The organism is Streptomyces sp. NPDC054872 (assembly GCF_053610705.1).
The window spans coordinates 25421-40260 of record NZ_JBSGYY010000024.1; the positions used below are offsets into that span (position 1 = coordinate 25421).

Consider the following 14840-nt stretch of genomic DNA (forward strand, 5'->3'; position numbering starts at 1 on the left):
CGGTGACCTTACGGCGCCGGTCAGCGGCCCGAGACCGCGCCGCCACCGGCAATTCGTCTGATCGTCTTCCGTTGGCCGCGCCGATATGGGAGAACGCTCTGATGTGCGATGACGAACTGATACCGCCCCGCGCGGACTTGACCGAGCAGCAGTGGCTGCGGGACGACGCGCCGCTCGCCCGGGACCTCGCCGACAAGTGGGGTCCTGGCGCTCTCACCCTGCACCGGCGCACGCTGCTCGGCGGTGCCGCCGCCGGGGCCGCGCTCGCCGTACTGCCCTTCGGCGCGGGGCAGGCCGCTGCGACGCCGGGCGCGGCAACGGAAGGCGCGACGAAGTTCCCGCTCCCCGAAGCGCCCAACCGGAACGGGGAGTTCGCCGTCCTGGTCACCGGGGACTCCGGAACCGGTGGCGAGGAACAGCTGGCCGTGACCGAGGCCGCCCGGCGGGTGTGCCGCGAGGAGGGGATCTCCCTCGCCGTCGGCCTGGGGGACAACATCTACGAGAACGGGCCCGAGTCCGACCACGACTCCGAGTTCCGGGACAAGTTCGAGACGCCGAACACGGGCATCGACGTCCCCTGGCTGATGGTCCTCGGCAACCATGACTGCTCGGGCCTGATCCCCGGAAGCGGCGGCGACCCCTCGCGCGGCGACCGCGAGGTCTCCTACGCGGCCACTTCGCCACGCTGGTACATGCCGAGCCGCTACTACAACGTCGCCCTGCCGTCGTCCGAGGCTCCGGGGGACGGCGACCCGGTGGTGGAGTTCTTCGCCCTCGACACCAACCCCGTGGCCTCGACCGTCGCCCAGACCTCGCGCCACTACCAGTGGGACGGCCCCTACATGCGCGCCCAGCGCCAGTGGCTGGACTCCGCCCTCGCCGCGTCCCGGGCCCGCTGGAAGGTGGTGCTCGGCCACCACCCCTACCTGAACAACGGCAAGCACGGCAGCGCCGGTTCGTACGACGGCTTCCTCATCGGCCACTACACGCGGGGCATCCACCTCAAGGAGCTGTACGAGCAGGTGGTGTGCGGCCGCGCCGACCTGATCCTGTCCGGGCACGACCACACCCTGCAGATCCTGGAGCCCACGACCCGCACGGCGGGCACCCGGCAGATCGTCTGCGGGGCGGCCGCCAAGTCCGGTGACGGCAAGGCCCACTTCGACCACCCCGCCGCCTGGCAGAACTTCTCCGACGTGGGGTTCATGGTCCTGAAGGTCTCCGGGCGGGCGATGACGGTGGACACCTACACGGTCGACGTCCCCACCCGGACCGCGCGCCTCGCCCACACCACGACGACCTCCACCGCGGTCGCGGGCCGCACGAGCGTCGGCTAGGACGCGGCGCGCCTCGCGACGTTCCTCGCCCACAGCACGAGCGGGATCTGGAGCGGCAGACGGCCGAACGCCGCGGCCCTCTGGGGCGCGGGGCGGCGGCGCCAGTCCACCGCCATCTGCACGTTGGCGGGAAACACGCCCACGAAGAACGCCGCGGTGGCCAGCGCGGCGGCGCTCCGGGTACGGGGCGCCGCCACTCCGGCCGCGAGGGCCAGCTCGACCACGCCGCTCGCGTACGTCCAGGTGCGCGGCGAACCGGGCAGGACGCGCGGCACGGTGGCGTCGAACGTCTTCGGTGCGGCGAAGTGCACGACACCCGCCCCGGCCAGCAGACCGGCCAGGAGCAGGGGGGAACGGGACGCCGACGGCATGCTGCCTCCTGAGGGTGGTGAAGGGAGACAGACCTTACTCGACGGTAATCACGGCCTCACGACAGCCGGGCGCCCCGCCGCGCGAGATAGGTGACCGGATTGACGTCCGATCCGTAGCCACGCCTGGCCCGGATCTCCAGGTGGAGGTGCGGCCCGGTGGCCCGTCCCGTGGACCCGCTGCTGCCGAGCCGGTCGCCGGTGCCGATGCGGGACCCCTGGCGCACGGAGATGCGCGACAGATGCGCGTAGACGGCGTAGTGCCCGTCCCGCAGCCGGACCGTGACCGCCTTGCCGTACGCGCCCGACCAGCGGGCCAGGACCACCGTGCCGCCGCCGACGGCGTGCACCGGGGTTCCCGTGGGGACCGCCAGGTCGACGCCGGTGTGGTGGCCGGCCATCCAGTTGCCGCGTACCCCGTAGCGGGCGGAGACGCGGAAGCGCCGGCGGAGCGGCAGGGCGAACTTGCGCCTTGGTTTCTCCGGGACGAGCGCCCGGTTCTCGGGGACCGCCGCGTCCGCCTCGGCGAGGGCCGCCTCGAACTCCTCGTCGTAGTCGAGGCCGCAGCCGCCGTCCGCTTCCGCGGCGGCGTGCGGCGCGGGTCCCGCCACCGTGAAGGCGCCGCCGGCCAGGAGGACCGCGGCGACGCCGAGTACGTCGCGTCGTGTGCTGCCCGCTTCACGCGGGCTGTCTATGTCGTAGCCCATGAAGGCCAGCACACTGGCGCCCGGAGCGGCCCGCACCCCGAGTGCTCCGCTTGGCGTAACGCCGTGCGGGCCCGTCCCGCGGTCAGTCGAGAGTCGGCCGGTACACGGTGAGCGCTTCGGGGAGCTTGTCGAGGAGCAGTGCGGGGGGCGCGGGGGCGAGTTCGCCGTCGTACGCCATCTGTGTGCCCTCGGGCAGGCCCGAGATGACCAGGCGCTGGGCCTTGGCGGAGGCGTACAGGCGCGTCTTGGTCAGCTGGCCGACGATCGCCGCGGCCAGCAGGCGGCTGCGCGCGAAGCGGCCGCCGTGCGCGATGCGGACGTCGAGCAGACCGTCGGCCAGGTCGTGCCTGCGCACCGGGGCGATGCCGGCGCTGCGGTAGGCGCCGTTGCCCGCGAAGAGCATCCACATCGAGCGGGCCTTGCCGTTCACCACCGCGCGCAGCGGCCGTCCCGTGTGCAGGATCTGGGCGACGCCGAGCAGGGCCGCGGGCGGACCGCCGATCTTCGGGGACCATTCCTCCCTGATGCGTACGAGCTCGGGATAGGAGCCGAGGCTGAACGTGTTCAGGAAATACACCGGCTCGGAGTACGTCTTGCCGTCGGGGCCGGTCCCGGCGAGGGGCTTGACCCGGCCGACGTCGGCCCGTACGGCGCTGCCCTCGGCGAGGGCGATGCAGGCGTCCGCGACCGTGTCGACGCCCAGGTCGGCGGCGAAGTGGTTGAACGTTCCGCCGGGCAGCACCATCAGCGGCACGTCGAAGCGCAGGGCCTGGGTCACGGCGGCGTTCACCGTGCCGTCCCCGCCGCACACGCCGAAGACCCCGCCGCGCTGGGCGGCGTCCCTGGCGGCTTCCTCCAGGACCTTGGGCAGCGGCCCCGCGTCCTCCTCGTAGAGCACCACCTCCGCGCGGGGCAGGGCCATCTTCAACTGGCGCACCGGGTCCATGAGTTGAGGCTGGGCTCCGGACGAGGGGTTCACCACCACGACCAGGCCCTCGCCCTCCGGCAGGGCGGGGGCGTCCGTCCGGGGCCGCGCGGGCGGCGGCAGCTGTGACCTGGAGGGCACCATGCCGCGCACGGCGTAGGCGGCGCCCGCGCCGAGGGCCGCGCCGACCAGGACGTCACTGGGGTAGTGCACGCCCGTGTAGACGCGGGAGAAGGCCACCGAGGCCGCGATCGGGGCCACGGCCGCGCCCAGTCCCCGTGACTCCAGGGCCACACCCGTGGCGAAGGCGGCAGCCGACGCGGAGTGCCCGGAGGGGAAGGAGCTGGTGATCGGCTGGTTCGACAGGTGCCTTATCACCGGCACCGTGTCCAAGACCGGCCGGGAGCGGCGCACCGCGCTCTTGCCGAGCGTGTTGACCGTGGCCGACGCGAGGGCCAGCGAGGAGACACCGCGCACCGCGGCCCGCCTGCCGCGTGCGCCGCCGAAGACCCACATCCCCGCCGCGACGCCGAACCACAGCAGACCGTGGTCGGCCGCCCGGCTCAGCCGGGGCAGGACGGGCTGCGCCGCCGGCCAGGAGCGGGCTGCCACCCGGTGGAACGCCAGGCGGTCGGTGGCGCCCAGCAGCCTGCGGATGTGCGACGTCGGGAGATCACTCATGAACCCCCTATACCCCCGCATGTCCTTTGCACCGCACACATCTTGCGCCGGGACTGTGACGTTCACTTCAATCAGCCATATGGCAGTCCCGCGCTCCACTTCCCCCCAGGGCCCCCCTTCCTCGCGTCGGCCCACCGACCTGCCGCCGACCGCGTGGGCCGTGCTCGGCCTGCTCTCCTTCCCCGGGGAGCGCACGGGATACGAGCTGAAGAAGTGGGCGGACGCCTCACTGCGCCACTTCTACTGGTCCCCCGCCATCAGTCAGATCTACGCCGAGCTGCGCCGCCTCGAGACCCTCGGGTACGCGACGTCACGGCGCTCGGGCCCCGAGGAGCCTCGCGCGAAGCGGTCGTACGCCATCACCGCCGAGGGGCGCGCCGCGCTGGTCGGGTGGGCGGGGGGCGCCGAGGACGCGGGCCCCGCCGTCCTGAAGCACCCGCTGCTCCTGCGGGTCTGGCTCGGACACCTGGCGGCTCCGGAGCACCTGCGGGCCCTGGTGACCGAGCACATCGCGCACACGCGGGGCGAGCTCAAGGAGGTGCACGACGCGCTCGACCGGGCGGACGGGGAGGCGGCCTGGACGCATCCGCAGATCGCCCTGCGCTGGAGCGGGCGGCGCCTCGAGGCGGAGATCGGCCTCGCGGAGGCGATGCTCGCCGATCTCATGGAGATGGCGCCGCCGACGCCGCCTGGCGAGGACACGGAACAAGGGGCCTCCACGGCCCCGGGTCAACGCCCGGGGGACTCGCCCACCCACGGGTGACGTGGCTCGCGGCGCGGGGGCCCCAGCCGGTAGGACGGGCGGGGTCAGCCGACCCCGCCGTATGGAGCAGTGCAGCCGTGACCACCCGCGCCGTCCTTGTCGCCGCCGTCATCACCGGTCTCCTGCTCGGGATCGTGGGAAGCAGAGCGGACGACTCCGATTCCTCGGGGCACCCCCGTACGGGCGGTTCCATCGCGGAGGCGGGCCGTTAGGCTGCGACCTTGCCGCGTGGCACCTCCCCGCGGCCACCGAGCCGCCGTCGACGGAAGCGAGTGAACCTTGAACTTCCTCACCATCGGTCACCGCGGGGTCATGGGTGTCGAACCCGAGAACACCCTCCGGTCCTTCATCGCCGCGCAAGCCGCGGGCCTCGATCTCATCGAGCTCGATCTGCACCTGAGCAAGGACGGCGCCCTCGTCGTCATGCACGACGCGGACGTGGCCCGTACGACCGACGGCAAGGGGCCGATCGCCGAGAAGACCCTGGCCGAGCTGCGGGAGCTCGACGCGGGGCGCGGGGAGCGCATCCCCGTCTTCGAAGAGGTCCTGGACGCGGTGAAGGCGCCGCTGCAGGCCGAGATCAAGGATGTGGCCGCCGCCCGCGCCCTCGCCGAGGTGATGCACCGGCGCGACCTGGTCGCCCGCGTCGAGGTGATCTCCTTCCACGACGAGGCGATCGCCGAGATCGCCCGCCTCGTCCCCGGTGTACGCACCGCTCTCGTCGCGAGCCGCTACGGCACCGACGTCGTGGAGCGCGCCACGGCGGTCGGTGCCACCACCCTCGTCCTGAACATCAGGCGACTGACGCTGGAGATCGTCGAGCGGGCCAGGAAGGCCGACCTGCGCATCATCGGCTGGGTCGTGAACACGCAGGACGATCTGCGGCTCGTGCGCGCGCTGCAACTCGACGGAGCGACCACGGACTACCCGGAGATCAAGCGGACGGGCCGCTTCACCGCGTGACCCGGCCCCCACCCCGGCCCCGGTTCAGACCAGCGGCTTGACGAGCAGCTCGAACTGCAGGTCGTCCCGCTGCGGAACGCCGAAACGCTCGTCGCCGTACGGGAAGGGAGTCATCTTTCCCGTACGGCGGTAGCCGCGCCGCTCGTACCAGGCGATGAGGTCGTCGCGTACGGAGATCACGGTCATGTGCATCTCCCGCACACCCCACGCCGCACGGACCCGCCGCTCGGCCTCCGCCATGATCACCTTGCCGAGGCCCGCGCCCTGGAGCGCCGGGCTCACCGCGAACATCCCGAAGTAGGCGTGCTCCCCGCGGTGTTCGAGCTGGCAGCAGGCGACGATCGCGCCGTCCCGCTCGACCGTGAGCAGCTTGCTCGCCGGTGACTTGATTACGTCGACGACACCCTGCGGGTCGGTCCGCTGCCCCTCCAGGATGTCCGCCTCCGTGGTCCAGCCCGCCCGGCTCGCGTCGCCGCGGTACGCCGACTGGATCAGCGAGACGAGCACGTCGACGTCCGCGTCGGTGGCGTCCCGGAAGGTGAGGTCGCTCGCACTGACGGTGAGGTCGCTCGTGCGGGGGCGCGGGGCGGTGTCCATGGGGCGGGTTCTCCGATCTCTCTGGCCCGCCGCTGTCGGACGCGGCGTGGGCGAGGCACGGTCGAGCGTAACCCCCCACTAAGGTGCGGCTGCATGGTGCATGTACTGAGCAGCAGGACACTTCTCCGGCCCACCGACCCCGAGCGCTCGCGCGCGTTCTACGGCGAGGCACTCGGCCTCGCCGTCTACCGCGAGTTCGGCACGGGCCCCGACCGCGGCACCGTCTACTTCCTGGGCGGCGGCCACCTGGAGGTCTCCGGGCGCTCGGAGACGCCGCCCGCACCCGGCCTCCAGTTGTGGCTGCAGGTGGCGGACGCGCGGGCGGCGCACGCGGAACTCGTGACCCGGGGCGTGGTGGTGGTGCGGGAGCCGCTGAAGGAGCCCTGGGGCCTCGTCGAGATGTGGATCGAGGACCCCGACGGCGTCAAGATCGTCATCGTCGAGGTGCCGGAGGACCACCCCATCCGGTACCGGCCCGGAATCTGACGGAGGACCGCCACCGCCCTCTTGTTCTCTCCGAACGGGCCTTGTTCTCCCCGAACCGGCCGTGTTTCTCAGACCGACCGGCCTTGTTCTCTATAGACCGGTCGGTCTAGAGTCTGCCGGGTGACCAAGACACGCGGAGAGACCCGCGCCCGCATCCTGCGCACGGCCGCCGATCTGTTCCAACGGCAGGGCTATGGCGCCACAGGGCTCAATCAGGTGCTCGCGGAGAGCGGTGCCCCCAAGGGGTCGCTGTACTTCCACTTTCCGCAGGGCAAGGAACAGCTGGCCGCCGAGGCCGTGGCACTGGCCGGGGACGAGATGGGCGCGCGCATGGCCTCTGTCGTGGGCTCCGCGGGCGGGGCGGAGGACGCCGTGCTCGGGGTCGGGGAGTTGCTCGCGCGCGGGCTGCGCGAGTCCGGTTTCCGGGACGGCTGCCCCGTAGCCACCGTCGCGCTGGAACAGGCCGGGGGCGAGGGACCCATCAGCGATGTCTGCCAGGTCACCTACGATGCCTGGCTCTCGGGGCTCGCGGAGGCGTTGCGCGGGTGGGGCGCCGCCGAGGACGAGGCCGCCGAGCTCGCCGAACTCGTGATGTCGTCGTTGCAGGGGGCTCTCCTTCTGGCGCAGGTGCGGCGTGACACCGCGGTCATCTCGTCGGTCGCCCGACGCGTCGCCTCGGTCGTCGCGCGCAGCCTGGAGAACACGAAGGGAACGGTGAGCGGCGCGTGAAGGTCCATCACCTCAACTGCGGTTCCATGCTGAAGATCGAAGCCACCTACGAGGGGCCGCCACCCCTGCACGCCGTGTGTCACTGCCTGTTGGTGGAGACCGACACTGAGGGGCTCGTGCTCGTCGAGAGCGGGCTCGGACGGGACGACGTGCGCAGGCCGCTCGAGTCCCTCGACCCCGAATGGGCCGAACTCGCCGCGCCTGAGCTGAACTTCGCCGAGACCGCGCTCTCACAGGTCGAACGGCTCGGGTATGCGGCGTCCGACGTACGGCATATCGCCCTCACGCATCTCGACGTCGATCACAGCGGCGGTCTTCCCGACTTTCCCGAGGCGCGTGTGCACCTCATGGCCGCCGAACTCGACGCGGCGCTCACCGAGGCACCGAGCCGTCGCTACCGGCCCGCGCACTGGGCACACGGCCCGCACTGGGAGACCTACGAGGAGCACGCCGGTGAGGAGTGGGCCGGCTTCTCCGGGGTCCGACAACTGACCGGACTCGGCGAGGAGTTCCTCATCGTGCCGCTCGGCGGGCACAGCGCCGGGCACGCCGCCGTCGCCGTGCGCGACCGCGGGCGGTGGCTGGTGCATGCCGGGGACGCGTACTTCTACCACCGCGAGATCGCCCCCGAGGCCCCGCACTCGCATCCGCTGATGGACATCATCCAGCTGGACGCCCAGGTGGACGCCGAGCTGCGGATCGCCAACCAGGCGCGGCTGCGGGAGGTGGCCACCCGGACGGAGGAGTTCACCGTCCTGAACGCGCACGATCCGTGGGACTATCTGCGGCTCGCCGGGGCAGGCGGCTGATTCGACGGTCCGGGGGTATTCGTCCGGCGGTCGCGGGGTACCCGGGGTTCCTCGCCCGGCGCACCCGACGTGCGCCGGGACGCCCCTCGTCGGAGGATTGACCGGACCCCTCGCCCAACCCTGGAGCGATCTCGTATGCAACGTCCCCGGATTCTGATCATCGGCGGTGGCTTCGCCGGTATGGAGTGCGCGCACAAGCTGGAGCGGACGCTCAAGGCGCAGGACGCCGAACTGCGGCTCATCAGCCCGCAGGACCACCAGCTGTATCTGCCCCTGCTCCCCCATGTCGCGTCGGGCGTGCTGACCCCGCAGTCGGTCGCCGTGCCGCTGCGCCGCATGCTGCGCCGTACGGCGATCGTGCCGGGCGGGGCCATCGGTGTGGACCCGAGCGCGAAGGCCGTGATCGTACGCAAGATCAACGGCGAGGAGGTCGTGGAGCGCTACGACTACCTCGTCCTGACCCCGGGCAGTGTGACCCGGCAGTTCGACATCCCCGGAGTCGACCAGCACGCCGTGGGCGTGAAGACGCTGGCCGAGGCCGCCTGGATCCGCGACCACGTGATCTCGCAGCTCGACCTGGCGTCGGCGAGCTCGGACCGGGCCGAGCGCGAGTCTCGGCTGCAGTTCGTGGTCGTCGGCGGCGGGTACGCCGGGACGGAGACGGCCGCGTACCTGCACCGTCTGACGAGCGCCGCGGCCGAGCGGTACCCGGGGCTCGACCCCGCGGAGATCAAGTGGCATCTGGTCGACGTGGCACCGAAGTTGATGCCCGAACTGGGTGACCGGCTCGGCGAGAAGGCCCTCGCCATCATGCGGCGGCGTGGCGTCGAGGTCTCGCTCGGGGTGACGGTGGACAAGGCCACCGAGGACACCGTCACCCTCACCGACGGGCGCGTGCTGCCCTGCCGGACGCTGATCTGGACCGCCGGTGTGGCGCCGAGCCCGCTCATCGCCACACTGGGCGCGGAGACCAACCGCGGCCGCCTCGTGGTCGACCCGGAGCTGACGGTCCCGGGCATGGACGGTGTGTTCGCGCTCGGCGACGCGGCGGCCGTCCCCGACCTCGCCAAGGGCGGCGACGCGATCTGCCCGCCGACCGCGCAGCACGCGATGCGCCAGGGGTGGGCGGCGGCGAAGAACGTCACCGCGGCGCTGCGGGGCACGTCCCTGGCCTCCTACCGGCACAAGGACATGGGCCTGGTCGTGGACCTCGGCGGCATCCAGGCCGTGTCGAAGCCGCTGGGTGTGCAGCTGACCGGGCTGCCCGCTCAGATCGTCGCGCGCGGCTACCACCTGGGGGCGCTGCGGACCGTCACCGCGCGCTTCCGTACGGCCGCGAACTGGGGGCTCAACGCGCTCGCGGGCGACGACTACGTGCGCACCGGGTTCCAGTCCCAACGGCCCGCCACGCTGAAGGACTTCGAGATGACGGACGTCTATCTCTCGCCGGAGGAGATCCACGCGCGGATGACATCGGAGGTGGCGGCACGCTCCATGGCCCCGGAGAAGCCGCTGTTCCCGTAGGACCATCGGCACCCTTCACGCGAAGTCCGGTGCTCGCGAGCTGCGAGCGCCGGACTTCGCGGGTCGTGCGGGCGGACGGCAGCTACCAGTGGTGGGGTAGGCGTCCGCTTCAGCGTGCCGGGGTCCTGGGCGGGACGGCGGAAAATCGATGACCCGGGGGCTCCGGAACGGCGCGGCCGCCGTCTGAAGGTCGATGCGGCCGCCCGATGGCCGGGAGACGCCCCGGAAACCGCCGTCTCGCCGTCTGGTTGATCACGGCGCGCGTCATGTCCGTACTACGCATCACCCGCCCGCCGCCACACGAAGGACTCCACCACCATGCGTATCGGCATCGACGTCGGTGGGACCAACACCGACGCCGCCCTTCTCGGGGACGACGACCGCGTGCTCGCGGCCGCCAAGTCACCGACCACTCCCGGCATCACCTCCGGTGTCACCGCGGCGATCCGGGGCCTCGAACCGCCGGTGGAATCCGTCACCTCCGTGATGATCGGCACCACGCACTTCCTCAACGCGCTCGTCGAGGGCGCCCGGCTCACACCGGTGGCCGCCGTACGCCTCGGCCTTCCCGCCACCGCCGCCCTGCCGCCCCTGGCGGACTGGCCGGCGCGACAGCGGGCCGCCGTCGGCGGGCACGGCTATCTGTGCCATGGCGGGAGGGAGTTCGACGGGCGGCCGCTGTCACCGCTCGACCCGGACGAGCTGCGGCAAACGGCCGCTGACATCGCCGCGCGCGGACTCACCTCGGTCGCCGTGTCGTCGGTCTTCTCGCCGGTCGCGGAGGCGGACGAGTGGCGCGCCGCCGAGATCCTGCGGGAGGAGCTCGGCGAGGCCGTGCACTTCTCGCTCTCGCACGATCTCGGCCGGGTCGGGCTGCTCGCGCGCGAGAACGCCACGATCATCAACGCATCGCTGCGGGATCTGGCCACCGTCATCGTCGAGTCGTTCGGCAAGGCGCTGGCCGAGATGTCGATCACGGCGCCGTTCTTCCTGTCGCAGAACGACGGGACGCTGATGGACGTCGACTTCGCGCGCGCGTACCCCGTCGCGACGTTCGCGTCCGGGCCCACCAACTCGATGCGGGGCGCGGCGCTCCTCTCCGGGATCGGGGACTGCGCGGTCGTCGACGTGGGCGGCACGACCGCCGACATCGGCGTCCTCAGCGGAGGCTATCCGCGGGAGGCCGGCGGCGAGGGCGAGGCCGCGGGGATCCGCACCAACTTCCGTATCCCTGACGTCCTTTCGCTCGGCATCGGCGGAGGGTCCCTGGTGTCGCGGGACGGCGAGACGGGACCGCGGTCGGTGGGCGGCCTGCTCACGCGGGAAGCGCTCGTCTTCGGCGGCAGGCGGCTGACGGCGACGGACCTCGCCGTGGCCGCGGGCCGCGCGGACATCGGGCACAGACCTCATGTCGCCCACCTGGAGCGTGAGTTCACCGGGCGCGCCCTGAACCGCGTCGACGAGCGGATCGCCGAGGGCGTGGACCGGATGCGGACCTCGGCGGCGGTGCTGCCGGTGGTCGTCGTGGGAGGCGGTTCCCTCCTCGTCCCGGAGGCGCTGCCCGGCTTCACCGATGTTCGCCGGCCGGACCACTTCGACGTGGCCAACGCGGTGGGCGCGGCGATCGCGCAGGTCGGCGGCGAGGTCGACCGGGTCTTCCGCGTGCCCGAAGGGCACCGGGACACGGTCCTTGCCGGGGCCCGCGAAGAGGCCGTCGGACGGGCACTGGACGCCGGGGCACGCGTCGGGAGCGTACGCGTCGTCGACATCGAGGAGGTGCCGCTCGCCTATCTGCCCGGCGGTGCCACGCGCATCCGCGTCAAGGCCGTGGGCGATCTGGACCTGGGGCGTCCGGGTGAGGCCGTCGCGCCCGGTGCCGGGGCGGTTTCCCGTGCGTGAGATCACCCTCGGCAACCTCGACGACATCGCGCGGGGCGCGGGCATCCTCGGCACGGGTGGCGGCGGCGACCCGTACATCGGCAAGCTGCTCGCCCGCGAGGCGATCCGCGCGCACGGCCCGGTGCGGGTCGTCCGCATCGACGAGGTCGAGGCCGACGCGACCGTCGTCCCCATCTCCGGCATGGGCGCGCCCACCGTCCTCCTGGAGCGGGTGCCCAGCGGGCGGGAGGACCTGGCCGCGCTGCGCGCCCTGGAAAGACACCTCGGGCAACGGGCCACGCACCTGACGCCGTTGGAGGTCGGCGGGGTCAACTCGATGCTGCCGATCGCGTGCGCCGCACGGGCCGGGCTGCCCCTGGTGGACGGGGACGCGATGGGGAGGGCGTTCCCCGAGGCGCAGATGGTGCTGCCCGGGCTCGCCGGGATCTCCAACTCGCCGATGGCGCTGGCCGACGACAAGGGCAACACCATCGTCGTCGAGGCCGTCGACAACCATGCCGCCGAGCGGATCGCCCGCGCGGTGTGCGTGGAGCTCGGCTGCCAGATCAGTTGCGCGGACACGGTGCTGCGCGGCGACCAGCTGGCCGACGGCCTGGTTCCCGCGACGCTGACGCTCGCCGGGCGGCTGGGTGCCGTGGTCCGCGAGGCGCGCGCCGCGCACGGTGATCCGGTGGCGGCGGCGCGGACGCTCCTTGACGGCATTCCCCTCCTGACGGGCAAGGTGGCCGACGTGGCCCGCCGTACGGAGGGCGGCTTCGCGCGCGGTCACGCCCGCGTCGAGGGGACGCGCGGTGACACGGGCCGGGTGCTCGAACTCGGTTTCCAGAACGAGCACTTGATGGCCACGCGTGACGGGGTGACCGTGGCGACCACGCCCGACCTGATCTGTGTCCTGGACAGCGAGACCGGCGATCCGGTGACCACCGAGGCCCTGCGGTACGGCCGGCGGGTCAGCGTCTTCGCCGCCCGCTGCGATCCGCGCTGGATCACTCCGGGCGGCCTCGCGCTGACCGGCCCGCGCTGTTTCGGGTACGAGGCGGACTACCTGCCCTTCGGTTCGGCGACCGTCTGACCGTCCGGCCGGCTCCTGACCGTGCGGACGACTCCTGACCGTCCGGCGGCCGGTAAGTACGGGCGCTGCTCATCGCCTCGCCTGAGTCGCGCTCTCGTCCGGTACCACCGGCTCGGCGGCGGAGATCCTGGCGGGTCCGGGGCCCGGCGCGAGCCAGACCACCGCGAGCAGCGCGACGAGATTGGCGCCGAGCGCGATGATGCCCCCGTTCACGCCGTGGTACGGGTCGTTGTCGGTGGCCCACAGCGCGGTCATCACCGCGAGCCCGGTGAGCATCCCCGCCACCGCGGCCCGCGCGGTCAACCGCCGCCAGAACAGGGCGAGGAGCACGACCGGCACGAGCTGCGCGAGACCCTCGTACGACAGTACGGAGAGCTCCACGAGGGTGTTCGGGTAGAAGAGGCTGCCTCCGAGGGCGATCAACCCCGCCACCACGCAGACCAGTTGGGAGAGCCGCTTGGCCCGCATGTCGTGCGCGTCGCCGGCCTTCCCGGTCACTCGGCGGCGCGCCCGCGGGTCGGCGCCGTTGCCGCCACCGAGGACGGTGCGGCCCCACAAGGTGCCGATGGACAGCATGAAGACACTCATCGGCACGATCGCCGAGAGCGCGCCCGCGACGCCGATGAGCGCGACGACGGGTGAGGGCAGCGAATCGGTGACGAGGCTGAAGAGGGCCAGGTCGGGGTTGCCCAGGGTCGGCATCACGAACAGGGCTGTCACGCCGACCACCATGGGGACGAACAGAAGCAGTTGGTACCAGGGCAGGAGCAGCGCGTTGCGGCGCAGCGCGTTCGGGCTCTTCGCGCTGAGGTAACCGGCGACGGTGGTCGGGAAGATGGTGATCGTCACGGCGTTGAGCACCACGGTGCTCAGGAACCACATGGCGTCGCGCCCGCCGGACTCGTGCCCGGGGAAGGTCAGCCACTCAGGCTTCTCGGTGACCATGCGCTGCATGAGGTCGCCGACCCCGCCGAGGTAGTGCATCGGGATGTACACGGCGAGGAACACGACGGCGACGATCACCAGCATGTCCTTGAGCGCGCTCACCCACGCCGAGCCGCGCAGGCCCGACACGAGGATGAACACCTCGGCCACGACGAAGGAGATGACGGCGGCGACCTTGAGGTCGACACTGCCGTACGTCATCGCGTTCACGACAACGCCCATGCCCTGAATCTGCACCTGGATGTAGGGGACGATGAAGACCGTCGCGACGACGGCGACGAGAATCCCCACCGGGCGTGAGCGGAAGCGGAATTCGGCGATGTCCGCGATGGAGATGAGGCCGTGCCGGCTCGCGTACGTCCACAGGGCGGGGCCCACGACGTACGCGACGGCGAAACCGACGGTCAGATAGGCGACCAGGTAGAGGATCGGCGCGCCGAACGAGTACGACCATCCCGCGGTGCCGAGGAACGAGAAGCTCGTGTACGTCTCGCCGGCCATCAGCAGCCAGATGAACAGGACGCCGAGGCCACGGCTGGACACGGACCACTCGGCGAGACCCTTGGACCGGCCGCGGGCGCTCCACACGCCGATCCCGATCGTGGCGACCATCGCGAGCCCGAAGATTGTGGTGGCGACGGCTGCGGAGCCGTTCATCGGCGGCCTCCTTCGATGTCGGTGCCCACGAAGTCGTCGGCGAGGTCGTCGGCCGGGAGGGGCTCGACCGCGCCCGTGCGGTACGCCGGATCGAGCCGGGCGGCGAGCCAGATGACCAGGGGGCTGATCACCGTGGCGGCGATGACCCAGGCCAGGAGGAAGGGGACGCCCAGGACGCGCGGCTCGATGCGGTTGGCGACGAAGGGGGCCGAACCGTAGAGGAGGACGGGGACGAGGAGCAGCCAGAGGGAGGGGCGGGCCACGCCGCGGAGGGTGGGGAGACCGTCGAGGGGGTCGGCCTGCGCCTCGTCCCGCGCTCTGGCTCGTGCGCTGTCCTGCCCGGCGTTGTGCGCGCCGTCGTCAGCTGTGGGGGGCATG

General features: G+C 72.2%; 16 protein-coding genes. 10 read left to right on the plus strand and 6 right to left on the minus strand.

Translation table 11 applies throughout. From position 1 onward, the window contains the following. Positions 1 to 101 precede the first annotated feature (101 nt). Positions 102 to 1337, plus strand: a complete 1236-nt coding sequence (locus tag ACWGIH_RS26660) for a metallophosphoesterase (protein WP_453449654.1) — start codon at positions 102 to 104, stop codon at positions 1335 to 1337. Here ACWGIH_RS26660 and ACWGIH_RS26665 read toward each other — a convergent pair. From ACWGIH_RS26665 to ACWGIH_RS26675, 3 genes are all read right to left on the minus strand, one after another. Beyond that, positions 1334 to 1708 (minus strand): DoxX family protein, encoded by a 375-nt coding sequence (locus tag ACWGIH_RS26665; RefSeq protein ID WP_453449653.1) that lies wholly within the window; start codon positions 1706 to 1708, stop codon positions 1334 to 1336. The genes ACWGIH_RS26660 and ACWGIH_RS26665 overlap by 4 nt on opposite strands. Positions 1709 to 1764: 56 nt before the next feature. Beyond that, positions 1765 to 2412, minus strand: a complete 648-nt coding sequence (locus tag ACWGIH_RS26670) for a M23 family metallopeptidase (protein ID WP_453449651.1) — start codon at positions 2410 to 2412, stop codon at positions 1765 to 1767. Positions 2413 to 2494: 82 nt separating this feature from the next. Continuing rightward, on the minus strand, positions 2495 to 4018 hold the full coding sequence (locus ACWGIH_RS26675) for a phosphatase PAP2 family protein (protein ID WP_453449650.1): 1524 nt from the start codon (positions 4016 to 4018) through the stop codon (positions 2495 to 2497). A 79-nt stretch (positions 4019 to 4097) separates the two neighbouring features. Between ACWGIH_RS26675 and ACWGIH_RS26680 the strand changes: the two genes are divergently transcribed. The 3 genes from ACWGIH_RS26680 (at position 4098) to ACWGIH_RS26690 (ending at position 5744) form a co-directional block, all read left to right on the plus strand. Next, positions 4098 to 4781 carry a helix-turn-helix transcriptional regulator gene (locus ACWGIH_RS26680; protein ID WP_453449649.1) on the plus strand — a complete coding sequence of 228 codons (684 nt, stop codon included), beginning with the start codon at positions 4098 to 4100 and terminating at the stop codon, positions 4779 to 4781. Between the two features lie 77 nt (positions 4782 to 4858). Then, entirely contained in the window at positions 4859 to 4993 is a 135-nt protein-coding gene (locus tag ACWGIH_RS26685; RefSeq protein ID WP_453449648.1) for a hypothetical protein, read from the plus strand. A gap of 67 nt (positions 4994 to 5060) precedes the next feature. Next, positions 5061 to 5744, plus strand: a complete 684-nt coding sequence (locus ACWGIH_RS26690) for a glycerophosphodiester phosphodiesterase (RefSeq protein WP_453449647.1) — start codon at positions 5061 to 5063, stop codon at positions 5742 to 5744. 24 nt (positions 5745 to 5768) lie between these two features. Here ACWGIH_RS26690 and ACWGIH_RS26695 read toward each other — a convergent pair whose 3' ends face one another. Continuing rightward, the gene (locus ACWGIH_RS26695) at positions 5769 to 6341 is read right to left on the minus strand and encodes a GNAT family N-acetyltransferase (protein ID WP_453449646.1); all 573 of its coding nucleotides are present in this window, start codon (positions 6339 to 6341) and stop codon (positions 5769 to 5771) included. Positions 6342 to 6434: 93 nt separating this feature from the next. Between ACWGIH_RS26695 and ACWGIH_RS26700 the strand changes: the two genes are divergently transcribed. The 6 genes from ACWGIH_RS26700 (at position 6435) to ACWGIH_RS26725 (ending at position 12860) form a co-directional block, all read left to right on the plus strand. Continuing rightward, positions 6435 to 6827, plus strand: coding sequence for a VOC family protein (locus ACWGIH_RS26700; RefSeq protein ID WP_453449645.1), 393 nt, complete (start codon positions 6435 to 6437; stop codon positions 6825 to 6827). 120 nt (positions 6828 to 6947) lie between these two features. Further along, positions 6948 to 7556 (plus strand): LmrA/YxaF family transcription factor, encoded by a 609-nt coding sequence (locus tag ACWGIH_RS26705; RefSeq protein WP_453449644.1) that lies wholly within the window; start codon positions 6948 to 6950, stop codon positions 7554 to 7556. A 26-nt stretch (positions 7557 to 7582) separates the two neighbouring features. Then, positions 7583 to 8365, plus strand: a complete 783-nt coding sequence (locus ACWGIH_RS26710) for an MBL fold metallo-hydrolase (protein ID WP_453510288.1) — start codon at positions 7583 to 7585, stop codon at positions 8363 to 8365. A 135-nt stretch (positions 8366 to 8500) separates the two neighbouring features. Next, the gene (locus ACWGIH_RS26715; protein ID WP_453449642.1) at positions 8501 to 9889 is read left to right on the plus strand and encodes an NAD(P)/FAD-dependent oxidoreductase; all 1389 of its coding nucleotides are present in this window, start codon (positions 8501 to 8503) and stop codon (positions 9887 to 9889) included. A 318-nt stretch (positions 9890 to 10207) separates the two neighbouring features. After that, positions 10208 to 11788 (plus strand): hydantoinase/oxoprolinase N-terminal domain-containing protein, encoded by a 1581-nt coding sequence (locus ACWGIH_RS26720; RefSeq protein ID WP_453449640.1) that lies wholly within the window; start codon positions 10208 to 10210, stop codon positions 11786 to 11788. After that, the gene (locus ACWGIH_RS26725; protein ID WP_453449639.1) at positions 11781 to 12860 is read left to right on the plus strand and encodes a DUF917 domain-containing protein; all 1080 of its coding nucleotides are present in this window, start codon (positions 11781 to 11783) and stop codon (positions 12858 to 12860) included. Before ACWGIH_RS26720 ends, ACWGIH_RS26725 begins: the two co-directional genes overlap by 8 nt. 69 nt (positions 12861 to 12929) lie before the next feature. Here the strand turns inward: ACWGIH_RS26725 and ACWGIH_RS26730 are convergent, their stop codons facing one another. Both ACWGIH_RS26730 and ACWGIH_RS26735 read right to left on the minus strand, forming a co-directional pair. Beyond that, the gene (locus ACWGIH_RS26730) at positions 12930 to 14462 is read right to left on the minus strand and encodes a sodium:solute symporter family protein (RefSeq protein WP_453449638.1); all 1533 of its coding nucleotides are present in this window, start codon (positions 14460 to 14462) and stop codon (positions 12930 to 12932) included. Then, on the minus strand, positions 14459 to 14839 hold the full coding sequence (locus ACWGIH_RS26735; RefSeq protein WP_453449637.1) for a DUF3311 domain-containing protein: 381 nt from the start codon (positions 14837 to 14839) through the stop codon (positions 14459 to 14461). The genes ACWGIH_RS26730 and ACWGIH_RS26735 overlap by 4 nt, the downstream gene beginning before the upstream one ends. Position 14840: the final 1 nt, after the last annotated feature.

What these genes read in the sequence shown, in the direction of transcription:
- ACWGIH_RS26730 (WP_453449638.1), bottom strand. Translation starts at nt 14,462, where the DNA reads ATGAACGGCTCCGCAGCCGTCGCCACCACAATCTTCGGGCTCGCGATG.
- ACWGIH_RS26720 (WP_453449640.1), top strand. Translation starts at nt 10,208, where the DNA reads ATGCGTATCGGCATCGACGTCGGTGGGACCAACACCGACGCCGCCCTT.
- ACWGIH_RS26675 (WP_453449650.1), bottom strand. Translation starts at nt 4,018, where the DNA reads ATGAGTGATCTCCCGACGTCGCACATCCGCAGGCTGCTGGGCGCCACC.
- ACWGIH_RS26670 (WP_453449651.1), bottom strand. Translation starts at nt 2,412, where the DNA reads ATGGGCTACGACATAGACAGCCCGCGTGAAGCGGGCAGCACACGACGC.
- ACWGIH_RS26695 (WP_453449646.1), bottom strand. Translation starts at nt 6,341, where the DNA reads ATGGACACCGCCCCGCGCCCCCGCACGAGCGACCTCACCGTCAGTGCG.
- ACWGIH_RS26715 (WP_453449642.1), top strand. Translation starts at nt 8,501, where the DNA reads ATGCAACGTCCCCGGATTCTGATCATCGGCGGTGGCTTCGCCGGTATG.
- ACWGIH_RS26700 (WP_453449645.1), top strand. Translation starts at nt 6,435, where the DNA reads ATGGTGCATGTACTGAGCAGCAGGACACTTCTCCGGCCCACCGACCCC.
- ACWGIH_RS26665 (WP_453449653.1), bottom strand. Translation starts at nt 1,708, where the DNA reads ATGCCGTCGGCGTCCCGTTCCCCCCTGCTCCTGGCCGGTCTGCTGGCC.
- ACWGIH_RS26680 (WP_453449649.1), top strand. Translation starts at nt 4,098, where the DNA reads ATGGCAGTCCCGCGCTCCACTTCCCCCCAGGGCCCCCCTTCCTCGCGT.
- ACWGIH_RS26710 (WP_453510288.1), top strand. Translation starts at nt 7,583, where the DNA reads ATGCTGAAGATCGAAGCCACCTACGAGGGGCCGCCACCCCTGCACGCC.
- ACWGIH_RS26660 (WP_453449654.1), top strand. Translation starts at nt 102, where the DNA reads ATGTGCGATGACGAACTGATACCGCCCCGCGCGGACTTGACCGAGCAG.
- ACWGIH_RS26735 (WP_453449637.1), bottom strand. Translation starts at nt 14,839, where the DNA reads ATGCCCCCCACAGCTGACGACGGCGCGCACAACGCCGGGCAGGACAGC.